19 protein-coding genes are annotated in these 22,250 nt (G+C 45.0%); 10 read left to right on the top strand and 9 right to left on the bottom strand.

All coding sequences use genetic code 11. The features are described from left to right. Both FCL48_RS00555 and hemL read right to left on the bottom strand, forming a co-directional pair. On the bottom strand, positions 1-252 hold the full coding sequence (locus tag FCL48_RS00555; protein WP_136870287.1) for an AtpZ/AtpI family protein: 252 nt from the start codon (positions 250-252) through the stop codon (positions 1-3). 85 nt (positions 253-337) lie between these two features. Continuing rightward, entirely contained in the window at positions 338-1,630 is a 1,293-nt protein-coding gene (gene hemL, locus FCL48_RS00550; protein WP_136870286.1) for a glutamate-1-semialdehyde 2,1-aminomutase, read from the bottom strand. 326 nt (positions 1,631-1,956) lie between these two features. Here hemL and trxA point away from each other — a divergent pair, with 326 nt between their 5' ends. The 7 genes from trxA (at position 1,957) to FCL48_RS00515 (ending at position 9,163) form a co-directional block, all read left to right on the top strand. Beyond that, entirely contained in the window at positions 1,957-2,283 is a 327-nt protein-coding gene (trxA, locus tag FCL48_RS00545) for a thioredoxin (RefSeq protein WP_136870285.1), read from the top strand. Between the two features lie 84 nt (positions 2,284-2,367). Continuing rightward, positions 2,368-3,297, top strand: coding sequence for a thioredoxin-disulfide reductase (gene trxB / locus FCL48_RS00540; protein WP_136870284.1), 930 nt, complete (start codon positions 2,368-2,370; stop codon positions 3,295-3,297). Positions 3,298-3,316: 19 nt separating this feature from the next. Further along, complete coding sequence (gene bamD / locus FCL48_RS00535; protein ID WP_240744696.1) at positions 3,317-4,144, top strand: outer membrane protein assembly factor BamD; 828 nt, start codon at positions 3,317-3,319, stop codon at positions 4,142-4,144. Between the two features lie 99 nt (positions 4,145-4,243). Then, the gene (larB, locus tag FCL48_RS00530; protein ID WP_136870283.1) at positions 4,244-4,996 is read left to right on the top strand and encodes a nickel pincer cofactor biosynthesis protein LarB; all 753 of its coding nucleotides are present in this window, start codon (positions 4,244-4,246) and stop codon (positions 4,994-4,996) included. Positions 4,997-5,160: 164 nt separating this feature from the next. Further along, entirely contained in the window at positions 5,161-7,728 is a 2,568-nt protein-coding gene (gene secD / locus FCL48_RS00525) for a protein translocase subunit SecD (protein WP_136870282.1), read from the top strand. A 10-nt stretch (positions 7,729-7,738) separates the two neighbouring features. Beyond that, complete coding sequence (locus FCL48_RS00520) at positions 7,739-8,479, top strand: YkgJ family cysteine cluster protein (protein ID WP_136870281.1); 741 nt, start codon at positions 7,739-7,741, stop codon at positions 8,477-8,479. A 60-nt stretch (positions 8,480-8,539) separates the two neighbouring features. Continuing rightward, positions 8,540-9,163 (top strand): HAD family hydrolase, encoded by a 624-nt coding sequence (locus FCL48_RS00515; RefSeq protein WP_136870280.1) that lies wholly within the window; start codon positions 8,540-8,542, stop codon positions 9,161-9,163. Positions 9,164-9,195: 32 nt separating this feature from the next. Here FCL48_RS00515 and FCL48_RS00510 read toward each other — a convergent pair whose 3' ends face one another. After that, positions 9,196-10,260 (bottom strand): DUF4388 domain-containing protein, encoded by a 1,065-nt coding sequence (locus FCL48_RS00510; RefSeq protein WP_169309016.1) that lies wholly within the window; start codon positions 10,258-10,260, stop codon positions 9,196-9,198. A gap of 253 nt (positions 10,261-10,513) precedes the next feature. Here FCL48_RS00510 and FCL48_RS00505 point away from each other — a divergent pair, with 253 nt between their 5' ends. Then, positions 10,514-12,919 carry a ubiquitin-conjugating enzyme E2 gene (locus FCL48_RS00505; protein ID WP_169309015.1) on the top strand — a complete coding sequence of 802 codons (2,406 nt, stop codon included), beginning with the start codon at positions 10,514-10,516 and terminating at the stop codon, positions 12,917-12,919. A gap of 18 nt (positions 12,920-12,937) precedes the next feature. Here FCL48_RS00505 and FCL48_RS00500 read toward each other — a convergent pair whose 3' ends face one another. Beyond that, entirely contained in the window at positions 12,938-13,909 is a 972-nt protein-coding gene (locus FCL48_RS00500) for an SIS domain-containing protein (protein ID WP_136870277.1), read from the bottom strand. 292 nt (positions 13,910-14,201) lie between these two features. On the opposite strand from FCL48_RS00500, the gene metK reads away from it, so the two are divergent. Together metK and ahcY are read left to right on the top strand one after the other, a co-directional pair. Then, the gene (gene metK, locus FCL48_RS00495; RefSeq protein WP_136870276.1) at positions 14,202-15,368 is read left to right on the top strand and encodes a methionine adenosyltransferase; all 1,167 of its coding nucleotides are present in this window, start codon (positions 14,202-14,204) and stop codon (positions 15,366-15,368) included. A 35-nt stretch (positions 15,369-15,403) separates the two neighbouring features. Then, entirely contained in the window at positions 15,404-16,702 is a 1,299-nt protein-coding gene (ahcY, locus tag FCL48_RS00490; protein ID WP_136870275.1) for an adenosylhomocysteinase, read from the top strand. 62 nt (positions 16,703-16,764) lie between these two features. Here the strand turns inward: ahcY and FCL48_RS00485 are convergent, their stop codons facing one another. From FCL48_RS00485 to FCL48_RS00465, 5 genes are all read right to left on the bottom strand, one after another. Beyond that, entirely contained in the window at positions 16,765-17,511 is a 747-nt protein-coding gene (locus FCL48_RS00485) for a biotin--[acetyl-CoA-carboxylase] ligase (RefSeq protein WP_136870274.1), read from the bottom strand. Between the two features lie 72 nt (positions 17,512-17,583). Further along, the gene (locus tag FCL48_RS00480) at positions 17,584-17,820 is read right to left on the bottom strand and encodes a dissimilatory sulfite reductase D family protein (RefSeq protein WP_136870273.1); all 237 of its coding nucleotides are present in this window, start codon (positions 17,818-17,820) and stop codon (positions 17,584-17,586) included. 84 nt (positions 17,821-17,904) lie between these two features. After that, complete coding sequence (gene dsrB / locus FCL48_RS00475; RefSeq protein WP_136870272.1) at positions 17,905-19,032, bottom strand: dissimilatory-type sulfite reductase subunit beta; 1,128 nt, start codon at positions 19,030-19,032, stop codon at positions 17,905-17,907. A gap of 52 nt (positions 19,033-19,084) precedes the next feature. Beyond that, on the bottom strand, positions 19,085-20,365 hold the full coding sequence (gene dsrA, locus FCL48_RS00470; RefSeq protein WP_136870271.1) for a dissimilatory-type sulfite reductase subunit alpha: 1,281 nt from the start codon (positions 20,363-20,365) through the stop codon (positions 19,085-19,087). Between the two features lie 275 nt (positions 20,366-20,640). After that, positions 20,641-22,233, bottom strand: coding sequence for a glucose-6-phosphate isomerase (locus FCL48_RS00465; RefSeq protein ID WP_136870270.1), 1,593 nt, complete (start codon positions 22,231-22,233; stop codon positions 20,641-20,643). Between the last annotated feature and the right edge of the window lie 17 nt (positions 22,234-22,250).

Genomic DNA, 22,250 nt, shown 5'->3' with positions numbered 1-22,250 from the left:
CTACTTATCCTGGTCTTTCTTCTCATCTTTGTCTTTGTTGCGCCAAAGCACCTCCAACAGAGACTTGTAGGCCGCTGCAATACCAAACGCCAGACCAATGAAGGTAAACCATGGAGCTGTCCGGCCATCAAAAACTTTCTGGTCGAGATAAATACCACCAGCCAATCCAATCATTATTGCAGCCGCAAAGGTAAAACCGATGTGCCCATAGTTGGCAAGCAGTTGAACAAATTCTTTTTTAACACCCGACATTTGCCCCACCTGCGTCTTAGGTACAACAATCTATACAATATAACGGAGTTTGATAGCACGACTCCCTACTATAGTCAATATTTTTTCACTTTTCGAGCATTTTTTTGAATGACCATTCAGTCATTTTCGCTGTCAGCTCAAGGTCTTTTTCCGTCAGGGCATCACTTATAAAAGCGACTTCAAATTGCGAGGGAGCAAGATAAATCCCCTGCCCAAGCATTTGACGATAATGTACGGCATATCGTGAGGCATCTGCAAGCATCGCCGAATCAAAATCTGTGACAGGAGTGGAACAAAAAAATCCTGTCATCAAACTGCCAACCCGGTTCAGCTGAACAGGAATACCTGTTCTATCAGCAACCCCACGCAGCATATCACTAAATTTATCAGATTTTTCCTCCAGCTCCTTATAAAACCCAGACCGCTGCAGAAGCTTCAAAGTTGCAATACCTGCCGCCATGGCCAGTGGATTTCCAGCAAGAGTACCCGCCTGATAGACGGGCCCATCGGGCGCCACACAGTCCATAATCTCAGCCTTTCCACCATAAGCCCCCACCGGCAAACCGCCGCCGATGATTTTCCCAAGACAGGTGAGATCGGGAGTTATATTAAAATAATGCTGCGCACCACCATAACTCAAACGAAATCCGGTAATTACCTCATCGAAGATCAAAATGATACCAAGCTCACTGGTAAGACGTCGTAAAGTCTGTAAAAAACCAGGAGCCGGGGGAACACAACCCATATTACCCGCCACCGGTTCCACTATAACGCAGGCAATATCCAAGGTTTCATCACGGAGGGTCTTTTCGAGGACCTCCACATTATTATATGGAATGGAAACTGTATTTTTTACAATATCATCTGGTACACCCGGGCTACCGGGAATTCCAAGAGTTATAAGCCCTGAACCAGCCTTGACCAGAAAGGAATCGGCATGACCATGGTAGCACCCATCAAATTTCACAACTATTTTTTTTCCGGTATATCCCCTGGCCAGACGAACCGCACTCATGGTAGCTTCAGTTCCGGAATTAACAAAACGGACCTTTTCGACTGAAGGAACAGCCTCCACCACCATTTCTGCCAAATCGATTTCAAGGGGTGTCGGAGCCCCAAAGCTCGTCCCAGACACGGCAGTCTTCTGGATAGCTCCTACAACATCAGGATGTGCATGGCCGACAATCATCGGACCCCAGGAACTGACAAAATCAATATAAGTATTATCATCCGCGTCAGTGAGTGTTGCGCCTTGAGCCTTTTTGATGAAAACAGGATCACAGCCAACTGACTTGCAGGCACGTACCGGGCTGTTTACCCCACCAGGAATTACTTGTTTGGCCTTGGAAAACAGCTGGACAGATTTTGTATAGTTCATTACTTTCTCCTAAATATCAGCCGCAGCTGATCTCGTTTGTAACTCTATCTTATGACACGGCAAAAGAGAGATATTAGATGTGATTGAGCAAACGGTTAATATAGCACGGACGAGGATTTTCTGTCAAACAGAGACCCTTGATTTTTTTTTTATGATGCACAATGTACGAATTCGCGTAAGTTCTGCCATTTTGCCCAAGACAATCGCAGTTTTGTGCTTGTCAGCTTATTGGTCAGAAGGTAAAGTAGGTGATGCGTATCTACCTGTTGGAAACGTATTCACCATCAAATTCATACCAAACAAATCTCGCATGAAAGGAGTAAATAATGGCAAATGATAAAGTCCTGCAATTAACCGATGCAGAATTTGATAGCACCATTCAATCCGACCAACCCACATTAGTGGATTTTTGGGCACCGTGGTGTGGGCCATGCAAAGCAATCGGACCAGTCATTGAGGATCTTGCCAATGAGTATGATGGAAAAGTTACCATTGCCAAGATGAACGTTGATGACAACCCTGAAACTCCAGGTAAATTTGGCATTCGTGCTATCCCCACACTTATTCTTTTCAAAAGTGGTGAGGTTGTTGACCAGATCACTGGCTCTGTTGGAAAATCCCAGCTCGTCGCCTTGATTGAAAAAGCTAACTAAGACGTCTAGGCTGTGCTTTTTGCTCTGTAGTAACTCGGAGTGAAGTACAGCCTTTTTTATTCGTTACAACTCGACTGACACAAAATGAAAGAACATTACGAGCTTATCATCCTCGGCGGAGGACCCGCTGGTTTGTCGGCAGGTCTCTATGCAGCACGCGCGCGATTAGACCATGTACTCATTGAGAAAGGCGCCCCCGGCGGTCAGGTTCTGCTTACCGACTGGGTAGACAATTATCCAGGATTTCCTGAAGGCCTGTCCGGTTTTGACCTCATCGAGAACATGACCAAACATGCTCAACGTTTTGATCTAAACATAGAAACTGCCTGCGTCACTAAAATGGATCTCGACCAGCAAGATAAAAAAATCCTCTTTCTTGACGATGGCAGTCAGGTGAGTTGTGGTGCGCTGATTATTTGTACCGGAGCAAGTGCCAACACTATCAATGTTCCCGGAGAACAGGAACTGCGTGGCAAAGGTGTCTCCTATTGCGGCACCTGCGATGCACCTTTTTATCGAAATATGCACGTTGCCGTTATCGGTGGAGGTAACACTGCTGTCCAGGAGGCTGAATACCTGACAAAATTTGCAAGCAAAGTGAGCGTTATTCACAGACGCGACGAACTTCGTGCCACAAAAATTGTTCAGGAAATTGCTTTTGCCAATGAAAAAATCGAATTCATCTGGGATACGACCGTTACATCTATTGAAGGTGAAAATGGAGTAGAACGCTTACAGCTCCTGAAAAAAGACGGGACGACCTCAACGCTTGAAGTAGAAGGTGTTTTTGTGCTTATTGGTGTTACTCCCAACAGCGACGCACTACCTCTTGAAAAACTCAACGCAGATAAATGGGGTTTTATCCCTATAGACACGGAGTCCCGCACCTGCATTCCTGGAGTAATGGCGGCAGGGGATATCTGCAGCAAAGCTGTACGCCAGATCGTAAATGCCGCAGGCGAAGCAGCGGTGGCGGTATTGTCAGCGGAAGCGTATTTACAAAGTTCTAAATAAACCTCGTCTAAACAGGTCAATGATGCAATTGAGATACTCTTTATCACGCAAAGCAATGGCCGTTTTCTGTGTCATTTCCGCTCTCATTCTTCAGGGGGGATGTGCATCATTGAAAGAAACGTTCAACTTTACCTCCATTGATGAAGACGGTAACGAGATACAAAGCCGCGACATTAATCTTCCGGCCAAAAAACTCATAGAACAGGGAATGGCTGATTACGAGGTGGGAAAATACTTTACAGCCATAGAATTTTTTGAGGAGATTCTCAACAAATTCCCTTTCAGCAAGGAAGCAACACTTGCTGAGCTGAAAGCAGCCGATTGCAGCTATTATCTCGGCCGATATGCAGAGGCACTTCTTCTCTATGAAGAGTTTGAAAACAGGCATCCTACAAACGAGAGCATTCCCTATGTCATGTTCCAAAAGGCAATGTGCAATTACAAGCAGATTGACCGTGTGGACAGGGACACAACCGGAGCTGAAAAATCGATAGCACTTTTTCGCCAGCTCCTAAAAGCCTACCCAAACACTCCCTACACAGAGGAAGCAAAATCGCGGATTGAGAATGCCACTGAGTTTCTCGCAAACCACGAGTTTGTCGTGATTCAGTATTACACAAGAACTGCAAAATACGACGAGGCAAAGGTGCGCATTAATTACCTTCTTAGTGCCTACCCCGATTCCTTGGTAGCGTCTCAGGCAAAAGACCTCCTTGCCCGCATTGAAGCAGGTGACCCTCCGCGATCAAGACTCACATCCTGGTTTCCAAAGGTAAATCTGCCAGACTGGACATTATTTGGTAGAGATGACGCTGAAAACACCACTGTAGATCCAACTCAGCGTTAAATGCATGCACCGCTGTTTATCTGAGTTAAACAGCGGTGCTGTTTTTTATGCTTGCAGAAGCAGGTCCTCTTTCACATAATTCATACATTCTGTATATCAATGACCCCCGAAGAACTTGCGTCCCTCCTCACAAAGGTTAAAAGCTCCGATTGTTCGATTGAAGATGCCGTTCAGCAATTGGCCAATCAGCATGCTGAAACAATCACGGATGCCTGCATTGACCACCAGCGACTCCAACGAACAGGAATCCCTGAAGTCATATATGGCGCCTCAAAAACAGCAGAACAGATTATCCTCATCGCAAAAACAATGTTACGGCAAAAAGGGCCGGTCCTGGCCACCCGCGTGAGTTCAGCCAAGGCCGCAGTTGTCCTTGAGGCCCTCCCTGAGCTGGAATATAGACCGGACTGTCAGGTTATATCTGGTTCACCGCTTGCGCTATCCCCTGAAAAATATCGGGGTAAGACTCTCATAGTATCAGCCGGCACCTCTGACATACCCGTTGCAGAAGAAGCCAGACTCACCCTCAAGACCCTTGGTCACCCTGTTGAAAAACTCTACGATGTCGGGGTCGCTGGACTACATCGGCTCCTTCAGCACAGAAACCGACTTCTCGAAGCCTCTACCATTATTGTCGTGGCAGGAATGGAGGGTGCGCTTCCCAGTGTTATCGCAGGACTCATAACCTCACCCGTTATCGCCGTTCCCACCTCCATTGGTTATGGCGCAAGCTTTGGCGGTATCGCAGCACTTCTTGGCATGCTTAACAGTTGCGCACCCGGTGTTGCCGTCGTCAACATTGATAACGGCTTTGGTGCTGCCTGCATGGCCGAGGCAATCAATCGTTTATAAGCCTTACCTCAGGGCATCATTCATTTATTGCCGCGTATTTGCCGATTTTAACCGTGATGGCCTTGCAAGATTCAGGCATTGGGGTATAATCGCAAAGTTTGACATCAATTTCTCAGTCATCAGACAATTACCGGTTCTAGATATAGATAACTTCAGGGATTTCAATGAATACATCACTTAAACTCAAACTCGCCTTTCTCATTTCCGTCATCCTACTGGCCATAATGACTGTTGTTCCTTCTTTTTACTCAGGAACTCCCAGTTGGTGGAAAAACTATATGGCGCCGGAGGGGCTGCGTCTCGGTCTTGATCTCCAGGGTGGAATGCACCTGGTTTTGAAGGTGAACCTGCAGAAAGCGGAAGAAAACACCCTTGAATTTGCTGCAGCAGACCTCAAAGACACCCTCGCCGAGCAATCTATAAGTGCTGTACGTACATCTTCCACGGTCAAAGACACCATTATCTTCACCCTGCCAAATACCAGTGCTATTGATAAGGTTCAGACGCTTGTCTCTGAAGATTTCCCCGATCTTGATGTCCGGGTTGAAGATAAGGAAGGGACTTTTCCCCGGATTTTCCTTAATCTCAAACAAGAGAAAATTGATTATATCAAAACCAATGCGGTTGAACAGTCCCTTGAAATACTGAGAAACAGAATCGATCAATTCGGTGTCGCTGAACCTGTTATCATCCGTCAAGGGGCGGACGAAATTGTCATCCAGCTGCCTGGTGTAAAAGACCCCAAAAGAGCAATGAAGTTGCTCGGAGACACTGCACAACTTGAATTTAAAGTCGTGGCTGAAGCTGCAGGCATAAATCTGAGAGAACTCATCGCCACTGCCCAAAACAACAAACAATGGCACGACGGCGAATCAATGCTCAAACTCAACCGTGCACTTGCAGGGCAGCTTCCCGAGAACACCTCTGTTTATTTTGAGAAAGAAATCGACAAACAAACCAACCAGGAAACCCTGATCCCACTGCTGCTCGAAAACAAGGTGCTGATGACGGGTGACATGGTAAAAGATGCCCAGGTCCGTATAGGCGGTAACTTTAATGAGCCATATGTCAGCCTGGACATGACCAGCCGTGGTGGTAAGGTCTTTGCCCATATCACGGAAAAGAACGTTGGCCGCAGGATGGCAATCGTGCTTGATGATGTCGTGCGCTCAGCACCTGTAATCAGAGAAAGAATCCTTGGAGGATCGGCACAGATTAGTGGCAGTTTCACCCATGAAGATGCTGCGGACCTAGCTATTGTATTGCGTGTGGGCGCACTGCCAGCACCTGTTGATATCATTCAGAATATGACCGTTGGGGCCAGCCTTGGAAAGGATTCCATCAATAAAGGTCTCTCTTCAGGTGTTTTTGGAGCGCTCATCGTCCTCGGCTTTATGATGATTTACTACAGGCTCTCAGGCATTATTGCAAACACTGCATTAATTCTCAATATACTCCTGCTCTTTTCCGGTCTGGCTATCCTCAATGCAACACTTACCCTTCCAGGGATTGCAGGTATCATCCTCTCCATTGGTATGGCGGTTGACGCCAACGTTCTGATTTTTGAAAGAATGCGTGAAGAGTATGTCTTAGGTAAATCAGTGCGTTCCAGTATAGAAGGAGGATTCGGCAAGGCCTTTCTCACCATCGTCGACTCTCAGGTAACGACCCTGATTACCGCTCTTGCACTCTTTATGTTTGGAACCGGTCCAATTAAAGGGTTTGCCGTCACTCTCTCTCTTGGTATCATTTTCAACCTTTTTGCTGCTCTCTTTTTCAGCCGCCTGGTATTTGATCTGATCAATTCGAGAAAGCCCATGAAGAAACTTAACTTCATGCAATTTGCCAAAAAGCCTAATATCGATTATCTCAAAATAAAAAATATAACCTACACCATATCAGGGGTTCTGGTAGGTATTGGCCTCATTGCTTTTATTCAGATCACCCGTGGAGAAGGTAACCTCGGTGTTGATTTTTCCGGAGGATCACTTCTTCAATATCAAGCGAAAGAACAGTTTACCATGGCCGAGGTTCGGGAGGCCTTTCAGGCTCAGGGAATGAAAGAGGTCAACCTGCAACGGGTGGAAAACGAGCAGCGTCTCATTGTAAAAATCAAAAAGTCAGAAGAGATTGTCAGCAATCTCGGAGAAAAAGTAGAAGCTATTCTCTCTACAGAAATGCCAAACAACGAGTTTAGTCTCGAAAGTCAATCGGAAATCGGTTCCTCGGTAAGTGGTGAGATGCGCAATAAGGCCATCGAGGCAATTCTTATATCTCTTGCCGGAGTCATCATCTATCTTGCATTCCGTTTTGATTTAAGATTTGGACTGGCAGCGGCTGCTGCGACCTTCCATGATGTACTGGTGGTCCTGGGGCTCTGCTATCTGCTCGACATTGAGATCAGCCTTCTCATTGTAACAGCACTGCTCACCCTCGCCGGATATTCACTCAATGACTCCGTTGTCGTCTTCGACAGAATACGTGAAAATCTGAACAAACCCGACAGCACCTCTCTGAAAGACACCATTAACAACAGTATCAATCAGGTCATCAGTCGAACCATTGTGACGTCCCTCACAACCGCGATAGTCCTTTTCGCCCTATATTTTCTTGGTGGAACAGTTATCCATGACTTTGCTTTCGCACTACTGGCAGGAGTCATCGTAGGAACCTATTCATCTATCTTCATAGCAAGTCCACTTCTCACCATGTGGGCAAAAAAAACTGCATAAGAAAAATACTATGATCGATGATACGCCGCTAGCAGTTAGCACAAGGAATATTCAGGCAGAAGAGCCCTTTGTCTTTTCCTGTCACAAAGGGGTCTCCTGTTTCACTGAGTGCTGCAGAATGCTTGAGCTGGCACTCAGCCCCTATGACCTTTTACGTCTCAGGAAATCCACGGGCAAGAGTTCTACTGAACTTCTGGACCAGTTTGTTATTATGGAACAGGAGCCAGCAGAACCCTTTCCCCGATTCTATCTCACCATGATTGATGATGGTCGGGCCAGCTGTGTTTTTGTTTCAGCTGACGGCTGTACTGTCTACAAGGATCGACCCGCAGCATGCCGAACCTATCCTCTTGGAAGGGCTGTGCAAAAACAAAGCGACGGAAGCCTCAAGGAACAGTTCGTCATTGTGCAGGAAGAACACTGCCGGGGTTTTTTTGAAAAAACCCAACAGTCACCCATCGAATACACAGCGGACCAGGAACTGCACAGCTACAATCGATTCAATGATCTGATGGCTGGTATCTTCCTTCACGATTCGATAGGCAAAGGTTTTATCCCATCAAAAAAACAGATAGAATTATTTACCTTGGCTCTCTATGACCTTGATCGGTTTCGTGAGATGGTCGTTGATGGTGCCATCAATTTATCCTCAGCAGAAGAGATTATGGCGGTCAAGCTTTCCGATGACGAATACTTACTCGAACAAAGTATTGCATGGGTAAAACAACTTCTCTTTTCTCCGTTCAAATAAGCCACCTGAAATTACTTCAAAAAAAAGCCATACAACATCTTTGGCTGTCCAGGGAAAACTATGTTAAAGCTCATTGTATTTGATTGTGATGGAGTCATGTTTGACTCTAAAGAGGCAAACATTAATTATTACAATCACCTCTTGGAACATTTCTCGCTTACCCCAATGAATGAGCAGGAGATTGAGTTCGTGCACATGAGCAGTGTGGCAGATTCCATAAAACATATCTTCGGAAAAGCGCCGAATATACCGATTGAACATATCCGTCAATATCAGGCGAAGATAGGCTATGGACCATTTTTACAGTACATGAAGATGGAACCAGATCTTATTGAATTTCTAGAGTATGTGCGACCATCGTTTAAACTCGCCATCTCGACGAACCGCTCCGACACCATGATTCCACTTCTGCATGAGCATAAGCTGGAATCCTATTTTGATAAAGTCGTGACCGCACTCACCGTCAAAAATCCGAAACCGGCCCCTGATGGTCTACTTGAAATACTCGACCATTTCAAATGCTCCCCATCGGAGGCGATCTTTATCGGAGATTCGATATTTGATGAACAACAGGCAAAAGCCTGTCAGGTGGACCTCATTGCCTTTAAAAATCGACAGCTCCACACTACTTTTCATGTATCAAGTTTCATGGAAATCCTGGATCTCAAGCCTTTTAAACGGTAACAAACGCATCAAGGCCGGGAAATAAAACTTTTTTATTCCTCGCCGTGCTCCTCATCTACCCGCTTTACCCCTTCCATGAGGAGCATCATAAAATCACCGATTTCTGCAGCCTTCATCTCACTGGCGGATAGGCCCGTTGTAAACCGGTAAACTCCTTTTTTTTCAGCGAGCAGGGAAAAGATTGCCTCCTGACTCGCATGCTTCCCATATCTGGCATTGATGATACAGCCCTCTCGAAATGAGATGCGTGCCTCCCCATCAGGCAAATCAAGAGAAAGCACACCTGTTTTCTGATGCATATGAAAAATCTGCAACAGCTCTGCCGGAGCAATTTGGTCAATCCGCCCACTCATACAAGATTCAAAATCACGGGTTCTTGCGGCATTGGTTTTACGAAGTCGTCTGGCGAGCAGCTTTGCCATATAATTTTGAACTGCTGTACTCTCACCCATGATCTCGCCAAAATCACTCCCCTCGATGGCCAGCACCTTGGTGTGTTTTCTCACTCTCACCGACGATACCGCAACATCGGCACCGAGATAGCTCATCTCCCCGCAAATTTCTCCTTTTTTAAGGACAGCAAGAGATACCCCCTCATCTTCAACAATAAGTTCTCCCGCAACAACCATATACAAATTCAGGTTGAGTTCCCCTTTTTTTATAATGAGCCCCTCCTGCACAAAATCAATCACCCTGAAATGGGTGAGGATCTGTAAAAGTTCTTTTTCTGAAAAAGACTGAAACAGCTCGGAACTGCTAACCTGGTCATAGAGGATTTGCATCGCGGGATCAATCTGTACATCCGTACCATCTTTTCCTTTACCAGCCTGATTACCTTTTGAGTCAAGCTGAAACTTGATCAACCCGGTACATCCGCTACAGTTGTATACCTGAAAATCATCTGCGGCACCTACTTTTCCGGCGTTTGGCAGCATCTGAAAGAGAATCTGTGTCATATCTCGAACAAGAATAAGACAGACCTCTTTATCCCTGGGACAGCCGATGGTCTTGTCGGAAAGATGAAGCTCTTCGCCCGCTCGATACAAGGGACAATTTTTCTCTTCAATAATCGTAAATAATGCGCTAAAATTTTTCATCAAAGAACAAGCGAGGTGGTTGTTAGTATTAGGGTCGAACTTGAACCGTCCGAGATGACCAGTCATTTCAGACAACTATTGATCACAATTATCAGTTTTTTTTTGGTGTTGCTTAAATAACTTGTTATACTACTAAATAACGTACTTAAATCGACAACTTTTACCCACAACTCCCATGTCAGGTTCTTCAGATCAATTAGCAGAAGTATATAAACAGGTACAAAGCTACTTTCAAGGGCATCCGGTTATTTCAGTGAAACCTACGAAAGGCGAACCACCTGACCAGTACACGATTACCTACTCCATGACCGGGTTGCAACAGACGGCCGAAGGCGATGTGGTCGAGTCGGAAAAACATATTATTGAATTATCAATTCCTTTCGGTTTTCCACATTTCCCCCCCAGTTGCAAGCCCAAAAGTGAGATATTTCATCCTGATTTTGACCCGGCGGCCATCTGTCTTGGAGACGCATGGGAGCAGAATGCCACTCTTGCCAATGTCATTTTATATATAGGTAAAATGATCAATGGTGAAATATTTTCTGCCAAAAACGCCTTTAACGATGAGGCTGCCACCTGGTACAAGAAGCACAGCAATAGATTTCCATTAAACAAGATTACCTGGGGTGGAGAATCTGGATTACGATCGGGGAGAAGCGATGACCAGATAGACATTCTTAACGAAGATGATCTAAAAAGTGATTTTGACTTAACCTTAGATGATGAAGTTGACGATAGTCCCGAATCCACGTTTTCGAGTACAAATTCTGAGGAGCATGAAGATATTGATCTGCTCCGTCAGTTAAAATTTCAAAAAAGGTTCAACGAACTTTTACGAAAACTGAGAACGATATCTCATTCCTCTGAAGAATTAGCAGAGCTGAAGGAAGTTGCCGACCAGGAAATTCAAAAGTGTAAAAGTTTATACAGAGAAGCCAAAAATCTTGAAAATCTTGGCAGCGCTGCAAAGGCTCTAAAACGCTTTGAGGTCGTGCAAAATACGGTCTCTGACTACCCATCCATAGAGGCCGATATTAAACGGGTGAAACAGACCCTGGAGCTCCTCAGTGATCTTGATCCTGATCAATTTGATGGCCCCCACCAACTTCCCGAAATGGAGAAAGGAGTCTCAGACAAGGCACAAAAAAAGAAGAAGGATACTCAAGAGGAACAACCTCTTAAAAAACCGAGACATCGGGATTCATTTTTTGACAGTACTGAGAAAAAAAGTAAATTGTTTTCAGGTGTACTGATCACTCTTGGAGTCTGCGCTGTGGGAGCCATTGGTTTATACTATTCCTACACTGGATCTATTCTTAACCAGAGCCAACAGTATTTCAACCAGTGTGAAGCAAGTATGAAAAGCTCCCAATTCAAGCAGGCCAAACAGTTTTGCGAAAATAGCAGACAACTACTGGATCAGATTTTCCTCTTCCACCAGGCCCAAAGAAGTGCAATCCGAACAGGTACCGACTCGATTCTTCTTTCGGAAGAACTGCGCAATGGTCTTGAGGGAAAAATTCTATTTGAAGGAATGTACCTGTCAAAACAGCAGGTGGATAATTTCAAGAAGATAAAATCACTGGTCGATGAAGCCAATGCCTTATTTAAAGAAAAAAAATGGGAGAAGGCCTCTGAAAAATACACCCTTCTCCAGGAAAAAAGTACCAACATCAAAACTTTTTCACCGGAACTTTTAACGACTATTGAGGAGAATAAGTTTATTTGTCAGTTTCAAATCGCCATTGAATCTGCCGACAGGTTCATAAGTGAGGAACAATGGCATTTGGCAATCGGCAGTTTAACCCATACACAAAGTCTGCTTGCAGGACTTCCCGAAGATGAGCGTGCAATATATAAAGAAAAATTAAAGAGCGCGCTAAACAGATGCAAGTTTGAAATTTCTCTCAAAAATGCTGACAACGCTTTTAATCGTGGCAACTGGCAGGACGCCATTATTTCCTATGAGGCCTGTCTGGATATCGCCCACTCCTACAGCGCCATCAAGCCTTCGCAGCTCCAAAAAATTTCCAACACTATAGAACGATCAAAACTCTATTTGATAATTGAGCGAGGCAACAAAGCCTTCTCTCAAGGTTTATGGAATGAGGCTATTGATGCCTACGCGGAAGCCAGTACAGCCCTCGCCTCAAATCAAACCCTTCTCGATGAGGCAAAGATTGATATTAACCGTAAAAAACTTGGAAAAATAATTCTCCAGGCATCGATAATTCGAGACAAACAGACCGTCAAATCGCAGCTAGAAAATAGTGAACTACATGAAGCCGGTAAACTGTACAATCAGATACTCAAATCCATAGAGGGAAGTAAATTTTCAAGGGATGAGGATTTTATCAAAGCAAAAGAAGAGATTCACTCGACCCTCGAGGACCTGAATCAAAAAATATATATATCCGAAAAAGAGGACTATTTACGGGCGAACTTTCAGACTCTCTTTCTCAGTAACTACCCCGCAGCAGTTCGAGACAATCTCACTCAGCCGGTTATAAGCTATGTCAAAGAGGTGGCCGGAAAACTTCTCTTTCGCATGCAATGTACAGAGAAAAGGATAGGAAGCCGGCCATTGACCCTCGTTATGTTCTATGCCTATGACAAAACCAACGGTCAATGGGAGCTATCGACAGAAGGACAGCAGTAATAGCAACAGCTCTCATGGCTAAACCAGGAAACGAAACTCGCCTTTTCCAAGGAGATTATGCAAGTGGAGAAGGCCGAGAAGTCGTTTTTCCGCATCGACAATAGGCAGAGCTGTAATTTCATGTTTTTGCATAATGGACAGTGCATCAGCAGCCAACTGTTCTGGCCCTATGCAAATTGGATTTTTCGTCATTAATTGTTCGGCAGTTATATCCGTTATTCCGCCATTTTTAACAACACACCGACGCACATCCCCATCTGTGACGATACCCAGTATCGTATTGTTTTCATCTACGACAAGCACCACCCCAGTATCTTTTTCATTCAAGGCAACAATCGATTCTGCAGCCGACAACTGGGGCCGCACCATGGGAATGTCATCCCCCTGAAACATAACTTCAGTCACCTTCACTTTCAGACGCTGCCCTAGGCTTCCTCCCGGGTGGTTGTGTCGAAAATCTTCCGCCTGAAATTTCTTTCTATTGAGTAGAACAACCGATAATGCGTCCCCCATTGCAAGAGTTGCAGTGGTACTTGTGGTTGGTGCAAGCCCTAAAGAACAGGCTTCTTTAGGAATATGAATGTCAAGAACCACATCTGCAGCAACAGCAAGTGAGGAATTTTTCCCTCCGGTCATTGCAATAATTTTATTGCCTCTTTTCTTCAAACTGATCAAAAGGCTGTTTAATTCGGGGGTCTCACCGGAGTAGGAGATGGCGACAACCACATCTCCGGCCATAACCATTCCCAGATCTCCATGCATTGCTTCAACCGGATGAAGGAAAAAAGATGGAGTTCCTGTGCTATTGAGGGTTGCCGATATTTTCTGTCCGACGAGACCTGATTTGCCGATTCCTGTAATAACCAGACGACCAGGACTCGCAAGAATGATTTCTATGGCGTCAACAAATTCTTTTCCAATCCGTTCCCTTACTGCGGCCAGGCCCTGTTCTTCAATGAGAAGCACTTCCTTGGCAATTTCAATAGTCATGTTTTATATTTCCTTAACAACATTAATAATAGACAAACCTTGCTCACTTCGGTCTGCAAAGACGATTTCCAAACTAATCACTGTTTATTTTCCTTGCAAGGACCTTGTAGATTAAGGAAAATATGCTTACCGGAAGTCAAAGACACCATTTCTCATTTTCTCTCTCTGCTCTTCGCAAAAGAAACACACCAGAAGGGCCTGTTACCTCAAATCTAGTTGCTTTTTTTAATATAAGAACTATGGTATGGCAGTTATTTTTAGCCACTTTTATCTCAATTTTTTTGGAGTTCCTATGACAGATTATCTTTTTACTTCTGAATCCGTTTCAGAAGGGCATCCTGATAAGGTTGCCGACCAAATATCAGATGCCATATTAGATGCCATCCTTGTACAGGATAAATCTGCTAGGGTTGCTTGTGAAACCCTGGTAACCACCGGTATGGCCCTCATTGCAGGAGAAATTACAACTACGGCATGGGTCGATATGCCTGAAGTTGTCAGACAAACCATTAAAAAAATAGGCTACAACTCTTCTGATATGGGTTTTGACTGGCAATCCTGTGCTGTCATGACCTCCATTGACAAACAATCTCCTGACATTGCCCAGGGTGTTGACGAAGGCAGCGGCATTGACCTTGACCAGGGGGCAGGTGACCAGGGTTTGATGTTTGGTTATGCCTGTAGTGACACAGAAGTGCTAATGCCTCTTCCCATCACTTTGGCCCATCGACTTACCAAAAGGCAAGCGGATGTACGTAAGGCCAAGATTCTTCCCTGGCTCCGTCCAGATGCCAAAAGCCAGGTTACTATCCAGTATGAAAATAACGTGCCTACCCGTATTGATGCCGTAGTCCTTTCTACCCAGCATGACACGACCGTATCCTATGAAAATCTAAAAGAAGGGGTGATGGAAGAAATTATTAAACCTATCCTTCCTGCCAAGATGCTGGATGCAAACACTAAATTTTTCATCAATCCCACTGGCCGGTTTGTAATTGGTGGCCCGGTTGGTGACTGTGGAGTTACCGGGAGAAAAATTATAGTAGATACCTATGGCGGCAAAGGCTCCCATGGTGGCGGCGCATTTTCAGGAAAAGATCCATCCAAGGTCGATCGTTCCAGTGCCTACTATGGCCGATATGTTGCCAAAAATCTTATTGCAGCGGGCATTGCCAAAGAAATTGAGGTTCAGGTTGCCTATGCAATCGGAGTTTCCCAACCTGTATCCATCAATGTTAACAGTTTTGGAACTGGAAAGATTTCAGATAAGGAAATAAAAAAACTGATTCAACAACACTTTGACCTTCGACCAAAGGCCATTGTTCAGCAGCTCGATCTGCTTCGCCCAATATATGAGGCAACCGCCGCATATGGCCACTTTGGCCGTGAACTCGACTCGTTCACCTGGGAAAAAACAGATAAAGCTGAGATACTCCGCGATGCAGCAAAAATACGCTGATCCCCTATTAGACTTAACGATTTAAGGACACACAAATGAGTACTTCATTTTCAGATTATAAAGTTGCGGACATGAGCCTTGCAGATTGGGGCCGTAAAGAGATAGCTATAGCAGAAACAGAGATGCCTGGTTTAATGGCATTAAGAGAAGAATATGCAGGCAAGGCCCCCCTCAAAGGTGCCCGGATCGCCGGCTGTCTTCACATGACTATCCAAACTGCAGTACTCATGGAGACCCTTGTGGCTCTTGGAGCAGAGCTCCGCTGGTCAAGCTGCAACATCTTCTCCACTCAGGATCACGCCGCGGCGGCAGTTGCAGCTGCCGGAATTCCAACATTTGCCTGGAAAGGTGAAACTGAAGAAGAGTTCTGGTGGTGCATCGACCAAACCATCTTCGGCCCCGATGGCTGGAATCCGAATATGGTCCTCGATGATGGAGGCGACCTCACACTTATCCTCCACGATAAATATCATACCGAGTTGAAAAACATCAAAGGAATCAGTGAGGAAACAACCACAGGCGTCCATAGACTCAATGAAATGGCTCTGGCAGGTACCTTAGCCTGTCCTGCCTTTAATGTGAACGATTCTGTAACAAAGTCAAAGTTTGACAACCTCTATGGCTGCAGAGAATCCCTTATCGATGGTATCAAACGTGCAACCGATGTCATGATTGCCGGGAAAAATGCCGTTGTAGTCGGCTACGGAGATGTAGGAAAAGGCTGTGCCCAGGCCCTCAAAGGTATGGGAGCAACTGTCTATGTTACCGAAATCGATCCTATCTGTGCTCTTCAGGCGGCCATGGAAGGTTATCGTGTTGTACGCATGGATGAAGTTGCCCATATTGGAAATATTTTTGTGACCTGTACTGGAAACCTGAATGTCATAACAAGAGCTGATATGGACCGTATGCCTGATCAGGCAATAGTGTGCAATATAGGGCATTTTGACTCAGAAATCGATATTGCAGGTATCAGAGGGCTTGAATGGGAAAACATTAAACCACAGGTAGATCATGTGATTTTTCCTGACGGCAAAAGAATAATAATTCTCGCAGAAGGAAGACTGGTAAATCTTGGTTGCGCAACCGGCCATCCGAGTTTTGTCATGAGCAACTCGTTTACAAATCAGGTACTTGCTCAAATCGAATTATGGCAGAATTCAGAAAAGTACGGGAAAAAGGTGTATTTTCTGCCAAAATCCCTTGATGAAATGGTCGCCCGTCTCCACCTCAAGAAAATTGGGGCAAACCTTACAGAACTTACAAAAGAACAGGCCGCTTATATAGGTGTGAGTCAGGAAGGCCCTTATAAGCCAGAATATTATCGTTATTAACAATACTGAGCTACTCTCTGTTATAGGGGGGGATCTACAGCGCTTACTGTGGCTCCCCTTTGTTATTTCTCCGCCAGCTGTACATCTCCTGACAGGACCTCGTGGATTGCACCTTGCTCATCCTCAACGTACAACAGGCCTTTATCATCAATTCCAAGGGCTGTACCTACAATCAACTTTCTCTGACTTGAAACCCATTGTGTCTTTTTTCCTTTGAGAAAGTCTCTCTCTTTCCATTGACCAATTATGTGTTTCAATCCATTTTTCTCGTACAAAGACAATTGCTCAAGAACTGTATCACGTACCTCCTGACCGATTGTGGCAATGTCAAATAACATCTCTTTTTGCAAATACAGCGAGGTAACTTTACTTCTCAGTTCCTGTGGGAAATCTGTCAATTTATGATTGATATTAATTCCAATCCCTATCACAGCATATCTCTCTTCCCGAGCAGCGGGCAATGCTGATTCTGTCAATATTCCGGCACATTTTCGCCCTCCAATAAAGATATCATTCGGCCATTTTAATTGAATTTTCCTATTGATAAGCTGTTCGAAATACTGCGCGAGTGCGACGCCGGCAACAAGTGTTATTTGCGGGTATGCATCTATCAATATCTTTGGTCGAACGATAATAGAGCAATATAATCCTCGCCCGGCAGACGACAGCCAGTCTTTGCCTAAGCGGCCCCTGCCCTGGGTCTGATAATCGGCAATTACCATCGTCCCGTTTGCAGCGCCTGTCGATGCCAGTTCTTTGGCTTTGATGTTGGTCGAATCAATGGAGGTATAGGCAAATATAGGTAACATAAGATCACACAAAAAAGGCGCAAAGATTATACAATCCTTGCGCCTTAACTTACTGGATGTAAAAAGTGGAATCTACTCTTCCCCTTCCTCATCCTGAATACGAGATGGAATACCATACATAGTGGTAGACCCGGAGGACCAGAACATCAGGCGACCTTCTCTTACCATCTCATTTGCGACGTTTTTAATAACACGCGGCTTTGAATCAGGATCACATGCATAAAAATCCTTGATATAAAGCTGTGGTTTAGGAGATTTGGTAGCTTTCTCCTCAATGGCGTTTTTTAAAGCTTCGATATCCAGTGCCATAATAGTGCTCCTCAAGTAGAGGTGAGAAAAACATCAGTTGATCAGGCAAACACCGCCTGATCAACAAACAACATTTCTACCCTACTATTTAATGTGGCTGGTATACTTGAACTGAGTCGTTGTACGCCAGGTGTCATAAGCAAGACGATAGTCATCAATGCTCTTATCGGTAAATGGGATGTCACATTTTTCAAAGAACTTCTCCCAACCAATTCTCTCTGCCCAATCACCGAGACGCTCGTATTTATTAGCGTCAGCTGCATAGGCTTCAAGAATTTTCTTGACAGCTGCTACAGTTTCAGGCCAACGAGGGGTGGTGTTTGGCAAAAATGGAATAACCAGTTTAGAGAATTTAGGATGGCTGATTCTGTTAGAAACCTTTCCACCAACAAGAATTGCGATGCCGTCACCTTCTGGATCAGCCAGTGGCATTGCAGGGCACATGGTGTAACAGTTACCACAGAACATACAGCGATCGACATTTACCTGAACTGTCTTGATCTCTTTGCCATCAACGGTTGCTTTAGCAGGCTTAACTGCGCCCAGTGGACATGACGCAATAGCCAATGGAAGCTCACAAACACCGGTAATACGGGTGTGATCGATCATTGGTGGCTTACGGTGAACACCAAGAATTGCGATATCAGAAGCGTGGACAGCACCACACATATTGAGACAACATGCGAGAGCAATACGCACCTGAGCAGGCAGAGTCATGGAAGTAAAGTAGTCAAACAATTCATCCATTACCGCCTTAACAACACCAGATGCATCCGTTGCAGGGGTGTGGCAGTGTACCCAACCCTGGGTGTGAACGATATTCGTTACACCAGCACCGGTTCCACCAACTGGGAACTTGTTACCACGACTTGCGAGGTTATCGAGAAGAGGTTGAACTTTTTCTTTAGAATCAACCATGAACTCAACGTTGTTACGGGTGGTAAAACGTAAGTAACCGTCACAGAACTCATCTGCGATATCACACACTTCGCGGATATACTCAATGGATACAAGACGTGCTGTACCACAGCGTATACTGTAAACCTCGTCACCGGTTTCTGATTTATGCATCAAAACGCCAGGCTGGGTAATTTCATGCCACAACCATTTGCCTTTGTTTGCCTTGATGACAGGTGGAAAAAATTGTTCGTAGTGAGGTGGACCAAGGTCAGAAATACGTCCGTCCATTGGTTTGTCTGGATTATAACCCATTGTAAAATCTCCTTATATTTAATATGAATTTTTAGCTCAAATTAAAACAGCATTAAGCGGCGTGCTTGCGACGGAACTCCTCGACATCACGCTCGAAACCACCTTCAACCTCTTCTTCTTTCCAGAAGACGTAAGGATTTGAACGAGGCTCTTTAACATGCTGTGGAATCGGCTCAATACCCATAACCTTGAGGAAGGTCGGGAGACCAACACGCTGCATGGTTTCACCAACACGCTCACGATTCTTACCAACTTCCATCCACCAGTCCCAAATACTTTCAATGAACTCAATGAGTTCTTCGAACTCATTTTCTTTTTCAACTTTCATGAAAGGAACAATAAGGGTAGAAAACTGTGCACCATCAAGAATTGGAGCTTTAGCGCCAACACAAATGGAAGCACCCTGATCTGCACCTGGGCGAAGGGCACGAGGCATAACGTTGATGCAATGCATGCAACGAGTACACTCAGTATCATCAATTTTCAGTTCACCACCTTCCATCCACATACAATCGGTAGGACAAAGGTCAATAACTTCTTTCTGAATGTCAAATTTACCCCAGTCTTTACCAGAGTGTGATCCACCGTTTGGTGGATAATTACCAGCGACATATTCTTTCACGGCAGCCTGGTCGATGCGGATTTCATCTCTCCAGGTACCGATAACGGAGACATCTGAACGTGCAATAGCAGCTACACAGTCATTTGGACATCCGGAAAACTTAAACTTGAACTTGTAAGGGAAAGCAGGACGATGAATCTCATCCTGATAGTGTTGAGTTAAATGGTAACATGCTTCTTCAGTATCATAGCATGACCACTCACAACGGGAATGTCCGATACAGTTTGCAGGAGTACGCAGGTTAGAACCGGAACCACCAAGATCCTGGCCCATATCATGAGTAAGATCCCAAAAGAATGGCTCAAGATTCTCAGTACGGGTACCAAGAAGGATGATATCACCTGTAGAACCATGGAAGTTGGTCATACCTGATCCATGCTTTTCCCAAAGATCCATCAACTGACGAAGGTTTGCAGTTGAGTAATATTTGGACGATGGCTGGGCGACACGAATTGTGTGGAAATGCTCAACACCTGGGAATTGCTTAGGCATATCAGCGTAACGACCAACGATACCACCACCGTAACCAAAAACACCTACGATACCACCGTGCTTCCAGTGAGTGATTCTGTCTTTGTAAGACAGCTCCAGGATGCCAAGAATGTCCCAACACTCCGGCTTGGTTGCCGCTTGTCTCTTAAGGTCGGTAACGAAGCTTGGCCACGGGCCAGTCTCCAATTGATCCAACAAGGGCGTCTCATGCTTTGCCATGATTTCCTCCTTTGAATTTCTGTTTAAACTTCTACCTTTACCAAAAATCTTACTAATTTAGAAAATCTGAAACCAAAATACGGTTTATCATTTTCATTGTAAGCTACAGCCTCCCGACACTCTTGCATTTTGTGCAATTTGTCCGTCCAGAGACTTATATTTTCATTCAGCGTGTGAGAATATCTTCGCAATGCACTTTTGTCAACAAAAATCCAATAGATTTTCCCCCAGGAACTGAACCGCAATTCACCCTCTGATCTTGACTAAATCTGAGATCACACCTGATCAAGAAATTGTTTTTCCAAGGTTTCACCCGCTTCGCCCCTGGCATTCATTTCCGCAAGAAATCGAGTTGCCAGCAGCTTGCCAAGCTGGACCCCTTCCTGATCAAACGAATTAATATCCCAAGTAAATCCCTGAAAAACAATCTTGGCTTCATAAAGAGCCAAGATTGCTCCCATCACTTCCGGAGTAAGTTTTTCGGCGACTATCAATGAGGATGGCCTGTTACCGGGAAAGTTTTTGTTTGGGTTTTCAGAAAACTGCCCAACGGCCATGGCTAGAATCTGTGCATACAGGTTTGCCAGAAGTTTTTCCTGCGACAGTGACCCCGCTACACTCAGGTCTTCCCCATACTGCGACTGCTTAATGCCTATAAACTCCACTGGTACTATTTCTGTACCTTGATGCAGCAATTGATAAAATGCGTGCTGCCCATTGGTACCCGGTTCTCCCCAGACAAGAGGGCCTGTTTTGATCTCCACATTTTTCCCATTTCTCCTAACACTTTTGCCGTTACTCTCCATATCACATTGCTGCAGGTGTGCCGGGAATCTTTTCAGGGCCTGACTATATGGAAGTACCGCAACGGTTGGATACCCAAGAAAATTATGGTTCCAGATACCGAGCAGTGCCATTAACAGAGGAATATTGTCCTTTATGTCTCTCTTTTCTGCAAGTTGATCGACAGAGGATGCCCCTCTTAAAAAATCCATCAAGACATCAAACCCGAGGTAAAAACCAAGAACAACGGCACCGACCATTGAAGTTGAGCTAAATCGGCCACCAATGTAGTCGAACATATAAAATGAGCGCAGATACGCTTCAGGGTTATCCATAGGACTCCCCTGCCCGGTAACAGCCAGACAGTGATCTTTGGGGTGCAGCCCTTTATTTTCAAGAGCCTGACGTACGATTTTTTCATTCGTCAGAGTCTCGAGGGTCGTTCCACTTTTTGAAACAATCACAATCAGAGTGGTTGACAAATCAATATTTTTTAGTACCGCTGCGGCATCATCAGGATCAACATTTGAAATAAAATGTACGGTTCGTCCCTTTTGCCCGTAGGCGGCCAGGCTCTCATAAATGGCCCGGGGACCAAGATCTGACCCTCCAATTCCTACATGAACCATCGTATCAAACGATTTACCGTCCCGATTGGACAGACGGCCTGCGGCAATTTCCTCTAAAAATAGGTGCAGCTTGTCAAGTTCACTTCGTGCCGCTGCTGTGGCAACAGGTTCTGCTGGTGATGACGAAAACAGATCACGGCTGCTCGTATGCAACACCTGACGGTCTTCACTCTCATACCCATCTATCGTGTTGAGAACAGCGCCACGCCGCATTAAAGCAAACTGGCCGACAAGGTCCAATTCGTCTGCGAGCTGCTGGAATAATCCAAGAACGCTGTCATCCACCCTCTGGGTTGCATAATGAAAATTTAATAGAGGCGAGCGTGCCACATAACGACGCAGCCGACCATCTTGAGTCAGAGCATCCGCCCCAGTTAAATCATAGGCTTTCTCGGCCTGAACCCTTAGTTTTTCATAGACAGTGGTTTCTGTAAGTGCTCTAAATTTGTATCCCATAGCAATATTCCCTCTGT

This window comes from Desulforhopalus sp. IMCC35007 (assembly GCF_005116575.1).
Classification (GTDB): domain Bacteria; phylum Desulfobacterota; class Desulfobulbia; order Desulfobulbales; family Desulfocapsaceae; genus Desulforhopalus_A.
The sequence above is the reverse complement of the archived record's forward strand: the minus strand, read 5'-3'. Positions and strand labels throughout refer to the sequence as shown.